This is a genomic window from Actinosynnema sp. NPDC004786, from assembly GCF_053601135.1.
The window spans coordinates 82,231-96,982 of record NZ_JBSGBG010000003.1 but is presented as its reverse complement, the minus strand read 5'-3'; the positions used below and the strand labels follow the sequence as shown (position 1 = coordinate 96,982).

At 74.6% G+C, this 14,752-nt stretch carries 12 protein-coding genes; 9 read left to right on the top strand and 3 right to left on the bottom strand.

The annotated features are described in order from the left end of the window. Positions 1-83: 83 nt before the first annotated feature. The 5 genes from ACWEFJ_RS03910 to ACWEFJ_RS03890 are packed head-to-tail and all read left to right on the top strand — an operon-like array spanning position 84 to position 3,749. Positions 84-1,496: a GAF domain-containing protein gene (locus tag ACWEFJ_RS03910; RefSeq protein ID WP_449712847.1), complete on the top strand. Its 1,413-nt coding sequence runs from the start codon at positions 84-86 to the stop codon at positions 1,494-1,496. 37 nt (positions 1,497-1,533) lie between these two features. Then, on the top strand, positions 1,534-2,133 hold the full coding sequence (locus ACWEFJ_RS03905; protein WP_449712846.1) for a DUF402 domain-containing protein: 600 nt from the start codon (positions 1,534-1,536) through the stop codon (positions 2,131-2,133). Further along, on the top strand, positions 2,130-2,744 hold the full coding sequence (locus ACWEFJ_RS03900; RefSeq protein ID WP_449712845.1) for a uridine kinase: 615 nt from the start codon (positions 2,130-2,132) through the stop codon (positions 2,742-2,744). Before ACWEFJ_RS03905 ends, ACWEFJ_RS03900 begins: the two co-directional genes overlap by 4 nt. A gap of 19 nt (positions 2,745-2,763) precedes the next feature. After that, entirely contained in the window at positions 2,764-3,039 is a 276-nt protein-coding gene (locus tag ACWEFJ_RS03895; RefSeq protein ID WP_378084281.1) for a DUF6412 domain-containing protein, read from the top strand. Between the two features lie 41 nt (positions 3,040-3,080). Beyond that, entirely contained in the window at positions 3,081-3,749 is a 669-nt protein-coding gene (locus tag ACWEFJ_RS03890) for a YidC/Oxa1 family membrane protein insertase (protein WP_449712844.1), read from the top strand. Here the strand turns inward: ACWEFJ_RS03890 and ACWEFJ_RS03885 are convergent. Further along, entirely contained in the window at positions 3,658-4,692 is a 1,035-nt protein-coding gene (locus tag ACWEFJ_RS03885; protein WP_378084285.1) for a fatty acid desaturase family protein, read from the bottom strand. The genes ACWEFJ_RS03890 and ACWEFJ_RS03885 overlap by 92 nt on opposite strands. A 33-nt stretch (positions 4,693-4,725) precedes the next feature. Continuing rightward, positions 4,726-6,267: a PucR family transcriptional regulator gene (locus ACWEFJ_RS03880; protein ID WP_449712843.1), complete on the bottom strand. Its 1,542-nt coding sequence runs from the start codon at positions 6,265-6,267 to the stop codon at positions 4,726-4,728. A gap of 115 nt (positions 6,268-6,382) precedes the next feature. On the opposite strand from ACWEFJ_RS03880, the gene pruA reads away from it, so the two are divergent. Both pruA and ACWEFJ_RS03870 read left to right on the top strand, forming a co-directional pair. Continuing rightward, the gene (gene pruA, locus ACWEFJ_RS03875) at positions 6,383-8,008 is read left to right on the top strand and encodes an L-glutamate gamma-semialdehyde dehydrogenase (protein WP_449712842.1); all 1,626 of its coding nucleotides are present in this window, start codon (positions 6,383-6,385) and stop codon (positions 8,006-8,008) included. A gap of 2 nt (positions 8,009-8,010) precedes the next feature. After that, entirely contained in the window at positions 8,011-8,934 is a 924-nt protein-coding gene (locus ACWEFJ_RS03870) for a proline dehydrogenase family protein (RefSeq protein ID WP_449712841.1), read from the top strand. Here ACWEFJ_RS03870 and ACWEFJ_RS03865 read toward each other — a convergent pair. Continuing rightward, positions 8,921-11,428, bottom strand: a complete 2,508-nt coding sequence (locus ACWEFJ_RS03865; protein WP_449712840.1) for a tetratricopeptide repeat protein — start codon at positions 11,426-11,428, stop codon at positions 8,921-8,923. The two genes, ACWEFJ_RS03870 and ACWEFJ_RS03865, sit on opposite strands and share 14 nt — an antisense overlap. A gap of 93 nt (positions 11,429-11,521) precedes the next feature. Between ACWEFJ_RS03865 and ACWEFJ_RS03860 the strand changes: the two genes are divergently transcribed. Next, positions 11,522-13,189: a bifunctional 3'-5' exonuclease/DNA polymerase gene (locus ACWEFJ_RS03860; RefSeq protein ID WP_449712925.1), complete on the top strand. Its 1,668-nt coding sequence runs from the start codon at positions 11,522-11,524 to the stop codon at positions 13,187-13,189. 114 nt (positions 13,190-13,303) lie between these two features. Then, positions 13,304-14,701 carry a carbohydrate-binding protein gene (locus ACWEFJ_RS03855; protein ID WP_378084295.1) on the top strand — a complete coding sequence of 466 codons (1,398 nt, stop codon included), beginning with the start codon at positions 13,304-13,306 and terminating at the stop codon, positions 14,699-14,701. The last annotated feature ends 51 nt before the right edge of the window (positions 14,702-14,752 follow it).

Below are 14,752 nucleotides of genomic sequence, written 5' to 3'. Positions count from 1 at the left end.
TGCAGTCGCGTTGCACCCGAACGGATCAGCGACGTGCTTGCCGCGGTCCGCCGGGCGGGGCCATCCTGGTCCGGGGAGGCGCCATGCAACCGGACCCGCGACGGCTCGCGCACGTGCGCGACGCGGTGCTGGGCGGCGGCCGGGCGCGCGGCGCGCGGGAGCTGATCGTGGAGTCGTGGCGGCGGTCGCTGGCCGCCCGGATCGACCCCGACCGGCACGAGGCCCCGGTGGTGCTCGACCCGGCGGAGGTGGCCGACCGGCGCGCGGCGCACCCGCTGGCGGCGGCGCTGCCGGTGCTGCGCGAGACGCTCGTGGGCATCGCCGACGAGGCGCAGCACGTCATGATCGTCACCGACGCGGACGGCACCGTCCTGTGGTGCGAGGGCGCGACGTCCGTGCGCGGCCTGGCCGAGCGGGTCCGTCTCACCGAGGGCACGTGCTGGGCCGAGGAGGCGATCGGCACGAACGCGATGGGCACCGCGCTGGCGGTGGGCCGGCCGGTGACCGTGCACTCCGCCGAGCACCTGGTGCGCACCTACCACGGGTGGACGTGCGCGGCGAGCCCCGTGCGCGACCCGGACACCGGCCGCACGGTCGGCGTGGTGGACGTGAGCGGGCCGCTGAGCAGCACGCACCCGGCGATGGTGGCGCTGGTGTCGGCCGCCGCGCGGCTGGCCGAGGGCCAGTTGCAGGTCCGGCTGGCGGCCCGCGACGAGCGGCTGCGGTCGGTGAACATGCGCCACCTCATCGGCCTGCGCGGCGAGCCGGGCGCGTTGCTGAGCCCGACCGGCCGGGTGCTGGCCGCCGAACCGCACGGCCTGCTGACCTCCCGGGTGGACGTCGGCGACGGGCGCGTGCGGCTGGCCGACGGGCGGGAAGCGGTCCTGGAGCGGTTGGACGAGGGGTACCTGCTGCGGGTGCCGCGGCGGGGCGCCCGCAGACCCGTGCTCGCGCTGCGGTTCCTGGGCGAGGTGGCGGCGTCGCTGGACGGGCGGCCGCTGCCGCTGTCGCTGCGGCACGCGGAGCTGCTGACCGCGTTGGCCCTGCACCCGCGCGGGCTGACGGCCGAGCAGGTGGCCCTGCACGTGTACGGCGAGCGCGGCAACCCGGCGACCGTGCGCGCGGAGCTGCACCGGCTGCGCGACCGGTTGGGCGGGGTGCTGCTGACCAGGCCGTACCGGCTGGCGGCGCACGTGCGCGGCGACTTCCTGGACGTGCGCGACGCGGTGCGGTCCGGCGACGTCGGCGCGGCCGCGGCGGCGTACCGGGGCGAACTGCTCGCCCGGTCGGACGCGCCGGTGGTGTGCGAGGAGCGGGAGGAGCTGGCGGCGGCGCTGCGCCGGGGCGTGCTGGAGCGCGGCGACGTGTCGGCGCTGTGGGCGTTCGGGCTGGTGGCGGAGGACGCGGCGGTGCTGGAGCGGCTGGTGCGCCTGCTGCCCCGGACCGACCCGCGCCGCGAGGTGGCGGCGGCCCGGCTGCGACGCGCCCTGGCCTGACCGCGAGCCGGCGGCCGGCGACACTAGCCTGATCGGCATGCGGTACTTCCAGCCGGGGGACGTGGCGTTGCGCCGCGAGGTGTTGCACGACGAACCGTGGGCGGTCACCCCGACCCGGGTGGTGCGGGACGGGCCGGACCTGCTCGTCGTCTACACCGCGCCGGGCACCGAGTTCGGCTTCCACCCCCACCCGCGCACCCACCACTGGCAGGAGCTGGGCCGCACCAGCTGGACCGGGATCGGCAAGCTCCAGCTCCACCGCCCCGGCGACGCCTACTCCGTCGACCTGTACTGGCAGGGCGACGACCGCCGGTTCGCGGGCTTCTACCTCAACCTCCAGGCGCCGTTCCGCCGCACGCCCTTCGGCTTCGACACGCTCGACCACGCGCTGGACTTCTGGGTGCCGGTCGACGGCGACTGGCGCGAGCTGGACCGCGACGAGTTCGAGGAGATGGTCGCGGACGGCAAGTACGGCTCCGAGGAGGCCGAGTCGATCCGCCGCACGGCCAAGGAGGTCGAGGCCATGCTGATCGCGGGCGACACCTGGTGGGACCCGGCGTGGGGGCGGTGGGAGCCGGACCCGGACTGGCCGGTGCCGCGGCTGCCCGCCGGCTGGGAGGGCCACCCGGTCCCGTGAAGGTCGTCCCCCTCTCCCCGCGGGCCCTCGTGGACGAGCTGGTCGCGCGGATCGACGCGTTGCCGCGCTCGACCTGGGCCCGGGTGCTGGTCGACGGCGCCCCGCCGACCAGGCCGGGCGAGCTGGCCGACGCCCTGGTGGACCCGCTGCGCGCGTTGGGGCGGCCGGTGCTGCGGGTCTCGGCCGGGGACTACCTGCGGCCGGCGTCCGTGCGGCTGGAGTACGGCCACGAGGACCCGGACTCGTTCCGCGACTCGTGGCTGGACGTGGGCGGGCTGCTGCGCGAGGTGCTGGAACCGCTCGACCCCGGCGGGTCCGGCCGGGTGCTGCCCGCGTTGTGGAACGCGGCCACGGACCGGGCGCACCGCGCCGACTACGTGACGCTGGGCGCGGGCGGCGTGCTGCTGCTGGACGGCACGATGCTGCTGGACAAGTGGCTGCCCGCGGAGCTGGCCGTGCACCTGTGGCTGTCGGCGGGCGCGCTCGACCGGCAGATGCCCGACGAGTGGCGGTGGACGCTGCCCGCGTACGCCTCCTACGAGCCGCAGGCCGACGTGACGGTGCGCTACGACCACCCCGCGCGGCCCGCCCTCGTGGGTACAGTGGACTGAGATCGCGGGGAGGTGGGACATGGCCAGGCTGCGGCTGCTGTTGGCGCTGTGCCTGCCGGCCCTCTACGCCCTCGGCCTGCTCACCACGCCCACCGAGGTGCTGGCCGCCGTGACGGCCGTGGCCCTCGTGCTGCTGCTGCTCACCGCCTCACCGGTGGTGCAGGGCGCGCCCGCGTGGGTGCGGTCGCTGTCGATCCGCGAGAAGTCCCTGCGCGCCGCGTTCCTGCGGCTGCGCGACCCCGACGCGGCGGGACGCCCCCGTCCTCGAGCACCGGGACTCGGCCTCAGTTCCTGACGGCCCGCAGTCCCCCCTTGCTCCGAGGACGGAGTTCCCCCTTGTTCCACGCTTTGGGCTCGGCCCTGGCCGGGTTCGCCACGCCCGCCCTGGCCATCGTCGCCTTCACCGTCGTCGTCCGACTGCTCATGCACCCGCTCAGCCGTGCCGCCGTGCGCGGCGAGAAAGCCCGCGCCGCGCTGGCGCCCGAGGTCCGCGCGCTGACCGAGAGGTACGGCAAGGACCGGGTCAAGCTCCAGGAGAAGACCATGGAGCTGTACCGGTCCAACAACACGTCCCTGCTGGCCGGGTGCCTGCCCGCGCTGGTGCAGGTGCCGTTCTTCATGGTCGTGTACCGGCTGGTCACCACGCCGAACCCGCTGCTGGACGGCACGCTGCTCGGCGTGCCGCTGGGCACGCACTGGTTCGGCGTGTGGGCGCACACGCCGGTGTTCCTGGCGCTGTTCGCCGTGCTCGCGGCGGTCGCGTTCGGGACGTCCCGCTGGCAGGCGGCGGTCGCGGCGCGGGCCGGCGGGCCGCAGCCGCCGTTCACGAGGCTGCTGCGGCTGATGCCGTTCGGCACGGTGCTGATCGCCGCCGTGCTGCCGCTGGCGGCCGGGATCTACCTGGTGACGACGACTACCTGGACCCTGCTGGAGCGAGCTTTCCTGTACCGCGCAATTCAGCTCCCGCCTCGTGCAGGTACTTCAGCACGAACCCGTACGACGTGAACAGGCCGCACTCGGCGTAGGAGACCGAGTGCCGCCCGCAGAAGTCGCGGACCAGCGCCTGCGCCCGGCGCAGGTGCGGCCGCGGCATGCTCGGGAACAGGTGGTGCTCGATCTGGTAGTTCAGGCCGCCGAGCAGGAAGTCGGTGAACCAGCCGCCGGTGACGTTGCGGGAGGTCAGCACCTGCTTGCGCAGGAAGTCGAGCTGGTGGCCCGCCTGCAGGACGGGCATGCCCTTGTGGTTGGGCGCGAACGAGATGCCCATGTAGACGCCGAACACGCCCTGGTGGATCGCGATGAACACGAGCGCCTTGCCGGGCGACATCAGCAGGAACACCGCGCCGAGGTAGACCGCGAAGTGCACGGCCAGCAGCACCAGCTCCAGCCGCCAGCCCTTGACCTCGCGGCGCGCCGCGGCGGCCGTGCTGATCACGTGCAGGCTGAAGCCCTCCAGCAGGAGCAACGGGAAGAACAGGTACGCCTGGTGCTTGACGACCCAGCGGAAGAAGCCGCGCTTGCGCTCGGCCTGCTCGGCGCTGAACGCCAGCACGGCGATGTCGACGTCCGGGTCCTCGTCCTCGTGGTTGGGGTTGGCGTGGTGGCGGGTGTGCTTGCCCATCCACCAGCCGTAGCCGACGCCGATGAGCAGGTTGCCCAGCAGCAGGCCCGCGGTCTGGTTCGCCCGGTGGTCGGCGAACACCTGCCGGTGCCCCGCGTCGTGGCCGAGGAACGCGATCTGGGTGTAGACGACACCGAGCACGGCGGCCGGCACGAGCTGCCACCACGAGTCGCCGATCAGCACCATCGCGGCCCCGGTGAGGCCGAACGCGGCGATGACGACGACCAGGAACGTGACGTAGAAACCGATGCGCCGGTCCAGCAGCCCCTGCTGCTTGACCAACCTGGACAGTTCAGCGAAATCGCTGCCGCGGGCTTGGGTGCTCACCCCCGGCAGGGTACGGCGCGCCGGGCGGCCGGCTCAGGCCAGCCTGAGTTGCAACTGGGCGAACAACCGCACCAGCGGGTCGTCCAGGTCGAACCCGCCGACCTCCGCCGCACGTCGGACGCGGTACCGCAGCGTGTTGGGGTGGACGTGCAGCTTCGCCGCCGCGCTCTTGACGTCGCCGAAGTCGTCCAGGTAGGCCAGCAGGGAACGGGCCAGCTCGCCGTCCAGCCGGTCGAGCCGCGGGTCGCGGATGCGCGGGTGCTCGGCCAGCAGCGCGAGGGTTTCGCTCACCAGCACCTGCGAGCGGACGTCCTCCAGCGTCGCCACCTCGGCGTCGAGGTCGCGGGACATCGCGTCGAGCACCCGGTCCGCCTCCGCCCGGGAGACCATGACCTCGTCCACCGTGGGCACCGTGGAGCCGATCGCGCCCTGCACCCGCAGGTTCATGTGCTTGCGCGCGGCGGCCACGATCTCCTTGGTCAACGTGAGCAGCGGCGCCTTCGGCGGCAGGTCCGTGAGCAGCGCGTACGTGCGGCCGCCGCGCTGGCTGACCAGGGCGCTGCGCCGGTACGCGGCGGCGTGCACGGAGATCAGGCTCGTCATCTCGGCGCGGCGGAGCTCGTGCTCGGTGCGGTCGGCGTGCTCCTGGCCGCGCAGCGCGAACACCACGACCGCGGCGGGCTTCTCCGGGTCCGCGCCGATCTGCTCGGCGATCGCCCCGGCGTCCATCCGGCCGTCGAGCAGGGACGCGAGCAGGTTCTCCCGGAACGCGGCGGCCGGCTCCCGCTGCTGCACCAGGTGCAGGGCCGTGACGCGGGCCGCGCCGAGCAGGGCGCGCTCGGCCCGCTCGGTCAGCGGCGTGCCGCCCTCCTGCACCCAGATCGTGCCGAGCGGCTGCTTGCCGGCGTGGATGCCGACCGCGATGCGGCGGCGGATGCCCAGCTCGGGCCGCTCCTCGATGCGGACCACGTCCTCGCCGGAGCGCAGGCGCTGGTAGACGCCCCACTCGCGGAGCATCTTGAGGTACGGCTCCGGTCCCTGCCGGCCCAGGATGGACAGCCGGCGCAGCTCGTCCACCTCGTCGGTGGAGCGGGAGTAGGCGAGCACGCGGCTCGCGGTGTCCTCGATGCTGACGATGCCGCCGGTCAGCGAGGCGATCGTCTGGGCCAGGCCGAACAGGTCGCCGAGCACCTCGCCCGCGCCCGCGTCGGCCGTCACCCGGGCGTTGTGCACCACGCCCCGGGCCAGCGCCTCCAAGTGCTCCCAGCGGACCTCGGGCCGCACCGCCAGCAACGCCACGCCCGCGTCCGCCGCCGCCTGCCGCAGCACCGGCGACGGGGTGTCCACCTTGACCGCCACGGCCGCCGCGCCGCCCGCCCCGGCGGCCCTGACCAGCGGCGCCGCCGCCCGGCCGCGCGCGCCGACGACGAGCGCGAGGTCGCCGTGCCGCACGTCCGGCGTGTCGTCCGGGTCGAGGATGACCACGTCGAGGACGTCGGCCTCCAGCCCGTGCGGCGCGACCTGCACCTCGACCAGCGGATCGCCGAGCGCGATCAGGACCTGCCGCAGGCTCATCTTTTGTCCAGTTCCACAACGACGGGGGGCCAAGCCTAGACGTGCGGACAACGGGTCGCAGGGTTGGAAGTCCTACCGTGGGGACAACCCCAACCCTGTGGCGAAGGAGCTGCTTGTGGATGCCGTGACCGCGGTCCCCGCACCGGTGAACGAGCCCGTCCTCGGCTACGCGCCCGGCACCCCGGAGCGCGCGCAGCTGCAGGCGAAGCTGGCCGAGCTGGCCAAGGAGCCCGTCGAGCTGACCCTCACCATCGGCGGGGAGCAGCGGGTGGGCGGCGGCGAGCGCTTCGACGTCGTGCAGCCGCACAACCACCGCGCCGTCCTCGGCACGCTGCACGGCGCCACCCGGCAGGACACCCGCGACGCCATCGCGGCGGCCAAGCAGGCCGCGCCCGCGTGGCGCGCGATGTCCTACGACGACCGCGCCGCGATCCTGCTGCGCGCCGCCGACCTGCTCGCGACCAAGTGGCGCGCCACGCTCAACGCGGCCACCATGCTCGGCCAGTCGAAGACCGCGATCCAGGCCGAGATCGACGCCGCCTGCGAGCTGATCGACTTCTGGCGCTTCAACGTCTCCTTCGGCCGGCAGCTGCTGGCCGAGCAGCCGCAGTCCTCCCCCGGCGTGTGGAACCGCACGGACCACCGCCCGCTGGAGGGCTTCGTCTACGCGATCACCCCGTTCAACTTCACCGCCATCGCGGGCAACCTGCCCACCGCGCCCGCCCTCATGGGCAACGTGGTGCTGTGGAAGCCGTCGCCGACGCAGAGCTTCGCCGCGCACCTGACCATGCGGCTGCTCGAGGAGGCGGGCCTGCCGCCCGGCGTGATCAACCTGCTGCCCGGCGACGGCCTGGCCGTGTCCGAGGTCGCGCTGGCCGACCCGGACCTCGCGGGCATCCACTTCACCGGGTCCACCCGCACGTTCCGGCACCTGTGGGGCCAGGTCGGCGCGAACATCGCGAACTACCGGTCCTACCCGCGCATCGTCGGCGAGACCGGCGGCAAGGACTTCGTGCTCGCGCACCCGTCGGCCGACCTCGACGTGCTGCGCACGGCGCTGGTCCGCGGCGCGTTCGAGTACCAGGGCCAGAAGTGCTCGGCCGCGTCCCGCGCCTACCTGCCCCGCTCGGTGTGGAACCGGGTGAAGGACGACTTCCTCGCCGACGTGGAGTCGCTGACCGTGGGCGACGTCACGGACCTGTCGAACTTCATGGGCGCGGTCATCGACCGGCGCGCGTTCGACAAGCTGTCCGGCGTGCTCCGCGCCGCGCACGCGGACGACAGGCTGGAGGTCGTCGCGGGAGGCACGGCCGACGACTCCGAGGGCTTCTTCGTGCGGCCGACCGTGCTGCTGGGCAGCGACCCGGAGCACGAGGTGTTCACCACCGAGTACTTCGGCCCGGTGCTGGCCGTGCACGTCTTCGAGGACTCCGACTACGACACCGTGCTGCGGCAGATGGAGGGCGCCGCGCCGTACGCGCTGACCGGCGCCGTCATCGCGCAGGACCGGGCGGCGATCGTGCACGCGCAGAACGAGCTGCGGTTCGCCGCGGGCAACTTCTACGTCAACGACAAGCCGACCGGCGCGGTCGTGGGCCAGCAGCCGTTCGGCGGTGGCCGGGCGTCGGGCACCAACGACAAGGCGGGCTCGGTGCACAACCTGCTGCGCTGGGTGAGCCCGCGGTCGATCAAGGAGACGTTCGCGGCTCCGACCTCCTACCGCTACCCGCACCAGGGGTGATCATGCTCCGCTCCGCGCTGCTCGCCGCCTCGCGCTCCGGCGCCATCCGCGAGCTGGTCGAACGCACCCCGCTGACCCGGCCGGTGGTCAAGCGCTTCATCTCCGGCGACGACGTGGACGCGGCCGTCGCCACCACCGGCGAGGTGCTGGCCGACGGCCGGTACGTCACCCTCGACCACCTCGGCGAGGACACCCGGGACGTGGCGCAGGCCGACGCCACCGTCGAGGCGTACCTGGACCTGCTGGCCCGGCTGGACCGCGCCGGGCACACCGCGCGGGCCGAGGTGTCGGTGAAGCTGTCCGCGGTGGGCCAGTTCCTGCCCGTGGACGGCGAGAAGATCGCGCTGGAGAACGCCCGCCGCATCTGCGCGGCGGCCGGCGCGGTCGGCACCACGGTCACCCTGGACATGGAGGACCACACCACCACCGATTCCACTTTGGGCATCCTGCGGGAGCTGCGGGTGGACTTCCCGTGGGTGGGGGCGGTGCTCCAGGCGTACCTCAAGCGGACCGAGCAGGACTGCCGCGACCTCGCGCACGCCGGGTCGCGGGTGCGGCTGTGCAAGGGCGCGTACCGGGAACCCGCGTCGGTGGCGTACCAGGACAAGTCCGATGTGGACCGTTCGTACGTGCGGTGCCTGAAGGTGCTGATGGCGGGCGAGGGCTACCCGATGGTCGCCTCGCACGACCCGCGGCTGATCGCCATCGCGGGCGAGCTGGCCGCGGACCGGTCGCCGGACAGCTACGAGTACCAGATGCTGTACGGCATCCGGCCCGACGAGCAGCGCCGCATCGCCGCCGCGGGCAACCGCATGCGCGTCTACGTGCCCTACGGCGACGAGTGGTACGGCTACTTCATGCGGCGGCTGGCCGAGCGGCCCGCGAACGTGGCGTTCTTCCTGCGCTCGCTGGTCACCACGGGTTAGCCGGTTCCGACATCGCGCGCATCCGGGCGCGCGCCGCCTCCGGGTCGGCGTGCGCCCGGACCACCGCGTCCACCGCCTCCTCGGCCCGCATGAACACGTCCGGCGTGGCGTGCGAGTTGCGCAGCACCACCATCGCCCGGTGTGCCAACGACAGCGCGCGCTCCACGTGCCGGCCCGACTCGGCGCACACCCGCGCGTACAGCGACAACGTGTCGGCGTAACGGGGTTCGGCGGCCAGCTCGTCGGCCGTGTGGGTCAGGTGCCACACGAGCACGGCCAGCCGGGCGCGGCCCGACGCCTCCGGGTCGGACCGGTCGTGCAGCAGCACGGCGGTCCGGTGCAGCGCCACGGCGTACGCGACCGGCGCGGACCGGCTGCGGCCGAGCAGGTCGCGCCGGATGCCGACCACCTGCTCGGCGGCGCGCAGCGCGAGGTGGCCGTGGTCGTGCGCGGCCAGGCTGTCCGCGAGGTCCCGCAACGCCGAGGCGAGCGTGGCCGCGTGCGCGACCGGTGGTCGGTGCGGCAACCGCGGCGCCACCGCCAGCACCTCGTCCACGAGCCGCCGCGCCTCGTCCTCGCGGCCGGCGGCGAGCAGCAGCCGGGCCAGCCGCGACCGCGCGACGGCGTACGGGACCTGGTGGTCGACCGGGTGGCGGACCGCCAGCGGGCGCAGCAGCTCCACCGCCTCCTCGGCGGCGGTGAGGCGCTCCGGGCCGCGCAGCACCTCGACCTGGTCGCCGAGCGCGACCGCCAGGTGGCCGACGGCGTGCGGGTCGCCGTCACGGGCGATCCGGCGGCGCACCAGGACCGCCTCCTCGGCCGCGCGCACGGCGTCGGCGTCGCGTTCGAGCGCGCCCAGCAACGCGCTCAGCCCGCCCAGCGCGCCCGCCAGCTCCGGTTCGAAGTCGCGCGGGTTGGCGCGGGCGAGCCTGCGCAACACCCCGATCGACTCCTCCACCACCGGCACTGCCTCGTCCCGCCTGCCCTGCCCGGACAGCAGGTCGGCGAGCGCGGCGAGGGTGCGGGCGAACTCGGCCTCGTAGCGCGGGTCCGCCTCGGCCACCTCGCGCCACCGGGCCAGCGCGAGCCGCGTGACGCGGGCGGCCTCGTCGGGGCGGCCGGCGTCGAACAGCCGCACCGCGTGGTGGTGGGTGACCTTGGCCAGGTCCACCCGGAACAGCGCCGGGTGCGCGGCGGCGAGGTCGCGGTAGCGGGCGGCGGCCTCGCCGACCGCCGTCAGCGCCTCGTCCCGGCGGCCGACCGCGGCGTACCGCTGGCCGAGCCGGTCGAGCGCGCCGGCCAGGTGCGGCACGCAGTCCTCGTCCTCGGCGGCGGCGACCCGGCACAGCGCCACCGCCTCCTCCGACGTGGCCAGCGCGTCCTCCGGGCGGCCGACGGCGACGTGGCGCAACGCCAGGTCCGCCACCGCGTCGACGAGCGCCGGGCGGTGCTCGACCGGGTCCTCCTCGGCCAGCTCCCGGTACCGGGCGACCTCCTGGCGGGCGGCGGCGAGGGCTTCCTCGTGGAGCCCGGCGAGGGCGGCGCGGGCGGCCAGCACGCCGTGCAGCTCGGCGAGTTCCGGCTTCCCGGCGGTGGCGGCGCGGTGGTCGAGCAGGGTCCGGGTGAGCAGCGCGGGCAGCGGGTCGCCGTGGAACCGGGGGTCGTCGAACACGTGCCGGGCGACGGCCGCGGCCGCCGTCGGCGACTCGACCAGCGCCCGCAGGGTGGCGCAGGTGGCGGTGCGGGCCAGGTCCGGCTCGGTGGTGAACAGCTCCTCGGCGCGGCGGCGGACGTGCGGCCAGCGGTCGGCGGCGCGGAGCAGGGTCTCCAGGGCCTCGGGCGTGCGCGAGGGCGTGATCCGCTCGTCCAGCAGCGTGACGGCCAGCACGTCCTCCGCCAACCGGCCGCGGGTGGGCGGGTTCGGGTCGACGGCGATGAGCCGGCGCACCAGCCCCACCGGGTCGTCGGCGGACGCGCCGTGCACGGCGGCGAGCGCGGCCAGGTGCAGGTCGTGCAGCGTCGGCACGTCCGGCGGCATCACGGTCGGGCAGGGCCGGCCGAGCACGTCGGCGAAGTGGGCGCAGGCGGCGGCGAAGGACGGGCCGTGCTCGTCGGGGCGGGCCTCGACGGCCAGCTCGGCGCAGGCGCAGCCGAGGTCGGCCGCGCGTTGCCGGACCGCGGACCACCACCAACCGGCGTCGCGCGCGACCAGCAGGATCCGGGTCCGGTCGGTGGCCGCCGAGATCAGGTAGCGCAGGTCGTGCCACGGGATGAGGTCGGCGTCGTCCACGACGCGGACGGTGGAGCCGGCGGCGAAGTGCACCGCGAGCCGCGTCTTGCCCACCCCGGCCGGGCCGTGCAGGAGCAGCACGGAGAGCACCCCGTCGCCGTCGCGCCACCGGGTCAGGGCGGCCAGCTCCTCGACCCGGCCGTGGAACGGCACCACCGCCCGCCTGGGGTCCAGCAGCTCACCGGGCGAGGGGGTGCGGTCCACCGGCACATCCTGGCCCGCACGCCTCCGCCACGATCGGGTGACCGGCGGCCACCGGGACTGTCGGTGCCGGCGAGCACAATCGGGGACGTGCTCATGGCTCTGGTGTCGGACGGCGGGAACGCGGGGCGGTTGCGCGCGCTCTCCGACGCGGGCGTGCCCGAGGGCCCGGTGGTGCGGACCTCGGACCTGGCGGCGGCGGTGGCCGAGCTGGAGGCGCGGCACCGGCCCCGGTGGGTCTGGGCGGAGACGGCGGAGGTCTACCCGGACCTGCTGGCGCACGGGGTGCGGGTCGAGCGGTGCCAGGACCTCGCGCACGTGGAGTACCTGCTGCTGGCCTACCAGGGCCGGCACGCCGAGCCGCGCGGGCTGGCCGCGGCGCTGGCCCGGCTGCGCGGGCTGCCCGTGCCGGTCGACCAGGGTCCGCGCAGGCGCGAGTCGCAGCCGACCCTGTTCGAGCCGGAGCAGCAACCGCTGCCCGGCGACGAGGACCCGGTGGACGCGGTCGTCGCCGTGCACGCGGAGCAGCAGCGGCTGGTCGCCACGCTGCCGCACGCGGACCGGCTGCGGCTGCTGTTCGCCGCCGAGTCGGCCAGCGCGCTGGCCGCCGCGGAGATGACGCACTTCGGCCTGCCGTGGCGGGCGGACGTGCACGAGGCGTTGCTGGTCGACGCGCTGGGCCCGCGCCCGGTGAACGGCGCGCGGCCGGCGCGGCTCGCGGAGCTGGCGGACCGGATCACGGCCGCGTTCGGCGGCAAGCCGGTCAACCCCGACCACCCGCCGGGCATCGTGCGCGCGTTCGCGCGGGAGGGCATCGACATCCCGTCGGCGCGGGCGTGGGTGCTCAAGGGCGTCGACCACCCGGCCGTCGAGCCGCTGCTGGAGTACAAGGAACTGGCCCGGCTGTGGGTGGCGCACGGCTGGTCCTGGTTGGACACCTGGGTGGCGGACGGCCGGTTCCGACCGGACTACGTGGTGGGCGGCGTGGTGTCCGGGCGGTGGGCGACGCGCGGCGGCGCGGCGTTGCAGATCCCCCGCACGCTGCGCAAGGCGGTGCGGGCCGACCCGGGGTGGAAGCTGGTGGCGGCGGACGCGGCGCAGCTCGAACCGCGGGTGCTGGCGGCGTTGGCGAACGACCACCGGTTCACCGAGGTCTCCACGGACGACGACCTCTACACCTCGCTCGCGGCGGAGGCGTTCGACGGCGACCGGGGCAAGGCGAAGACCGCCATGCTGTCCGCGATGTACGGCGGCACGGGCGGCAACGCCGGTCCGGCGATGGCGGTGCTGCGCCGCCGGTTCCCCGAGGCGGTCGGGTACGTGGAGGCCGCCGCCCTCGCGGGCGAGCAGGGGCGCGTGGTGCGCTCGCGGCTCGGCCGCACGAGCCCGCCGCCGTCGGAGGCGTGGCACGCCGCGACCGGCGACACCGACGACGGCGAGGACGCGCTGCGGCGGTCCCGGCGCGCGGCGCGGGACTGGGGCCGGTTCACCCGCAACTTCGTGGTGCAGGCCAGCGCGGCGGACTGGACGGCGGCGCTGCTCGGCGCGCTGCGGCGGCGGTTGCACCGGTCGGCGCGCGGCGCGCACCTGGTGTTCTTCCAGCACGACGAGGTGCTGGTGCACTGCCCGGAGGAACTGGCGGGGGTGGTGTGCGCCGAGGTGACGGCGGCGGGCGAGGAGGCGTCGCGGCTGGTGTTCGGGGCCACCCCGGTCCGGTTCCCGCTCAAGGCCGTGCCGGTGGACAGCTACGCCGACGCCAAGTAGCGGGCTTTTGCGCCGTTCGGTCGCTTGAACGATCATCATGAGAGCGCTCTCATGAGTGCGCGGGCACGGTGTCCGTGCCGAACGCCCAGGACAGTGACAAGGAGGTCACCGCTCATGGAGCCCAGCCGGAGCCGACGACGACGGGTCGTCGCCACCGCCGCCGCACTCATCACCGCCGTGCCGCTCGCGGTCGTCGCGACCCTGTCGGCCAACGCCTCGGTGCCGTCCACCCCGTCGGGCTGGACGTTGCAGTGGAGCGACGACTTCAACGGCGCGGCCAACACGCTGCCGTCGTCCTCGAACTGGATCTTCGACCTCGGCCACGGCTACCCCGGCGGTCCCGGCAACTGGGGCACCGGCGAGATCCAGAACTACACCAACAGCACGAACAACATCAAGCTCGACGGCTCGGGCAACCTGCGCATCACCGCCCTGCGCGACGGCTCGGGCAACTGGACGTCGGCCCGGATCGAGACCCAGCGGTCGAACTTCCGGCCGCCGGCGGGCGGCAAGCTCGCCATCGAGGGCCGCATCCAGATGCCGAACGTCACCGGCCAGGCCGCGCTCGGCTACTGGCCCGCGTTCTGGGCGCTCGGCTCGCCGTACCGGGGCAACTACTGGAACTGGCCCGCCATCGGCGAGTTCGACATCATGGAGAACGTCAACGGCATCAACTCCGTGTGGGGCGTGCTGCACTGCGGCGTGAACCCCGGCGGGCCGTGCAACGAGACCAACGGCCTGGGCGCGAGCCGCGCGTGCCCCGGCTCGACGTGCCAGTCCGCGTTCCACACCTACCGGTTCGAGTGGGACGACAGCAGCTCGCCCAAGGCGTTGCGCTGGTACGTGGACGGCCAGCAGTTCCACAGCGTCACCCAGAACCAGATGGACGCGACCACGTGGAACAACATGACCGGCCACGCGGGCTACTTCCTGCTGCTGAACCTCGCCATGGGCGGGGCGTTCCCCAACGGCGTCGCGGGCTTCGGCACGCCGACCTCGGCGACCCAGTCCGGTCACTCGCTGGTGGTGGACTACGTGGCGGTGTGGACCGCGGGCGGCGGCACGCAGCCCACCACCACGACCACCACCAACCCTCCCGGCGGCAGCGGGTGGGACGCGTTCAGCGACATCCAGGCCGAGCAGGCCACGTCGCGGTCCGGCGGCACGATCGTGTCCGGTGACGGCGGCCAGGCGGTGGCGCAGTTGGCCAACGGCAACTCGCTGCGGTTCTCCGGCGTCCGGTTCGGCTCGCGCACCGCGACCCAGTTCGTCGCCCGGGCCGCGTCCGGCGCGACCGGCGGGGTGAGCGGCCTGGTCGAGGTCCGGCTGGACAGCCCGACCGCCGCGCCGATCGGCAGCTTCGCCATCGCCGACACCGGCGGCTGGCAGAGCTGGCGCACGGTGCCCGCGAACATCTCGGGCGTCACCGGCACGCACGACGTCTACATCACGTTCACCAGCGGCCAGCCCGCGCCGTACGTGAGCCTGAACTGGATCCGCTTCGGCACGTGAGAGCCCGTGGCGGGCCGCGCACGCCTCCTCCTTGCGCGGCCCGCCACTACC

Bases quoted from the DNA above. Each gene is read 5' to 3' on its own strand.
- ACWEFJ_RS03910 (WP_449712847.1), top strand. From the start codon at position 84: ATGCAACCGGACCCGCGACGGCTCGCGCACGTGCGCGACGCGGTGCTG.
- ACWEFJ_RS03905 (WP_449712846.1), top strand. From the start codon at position 1,534: ATGCGGTACTTCCAGCCGGGGGACGTGGCGTTGCGCCGCGAGGTGTTG.
- ACWEFJ_RS03895 (WP_378084281.1), top strand. From the start codon at position 2,764: ATGGCCAGGCTGCGGCTGCTGTTGGCGCTGTGCCTGCCGGCCCTCTAC.
- ACWEFJ_RS03880 (WP_449712843.1), bottom strand. From the start codon at position 6,267: ATGAGCCTGCGGCAGGTCCTGATCGCGCTCGGCGATCCGCTGGTCGAG.
- ACWEFJ_RS03870 (WP_449712841.1), top strand. From the start codon at position 8,011: ATGCTCCGCTCCGCGCTGCTCGCCGCCTCGCGCTCCGGCGCCATCCGC.
- ACWEFJ_RS03860 (WP_449712925.1), top strand. From the start codon at position 11,522: ATGGCTCTGGTGTCGGACGGCGGGAACGCGGGGCGGTTGCGCGCGCTC.
- ACWEFJ_RS03855 (WP_378084295.1), top strand. From the start codon at position 13,304: ATGGAGCCCAGCCGGAGCCGACGACGACGGGTCGTCGCCACCGCCGCC.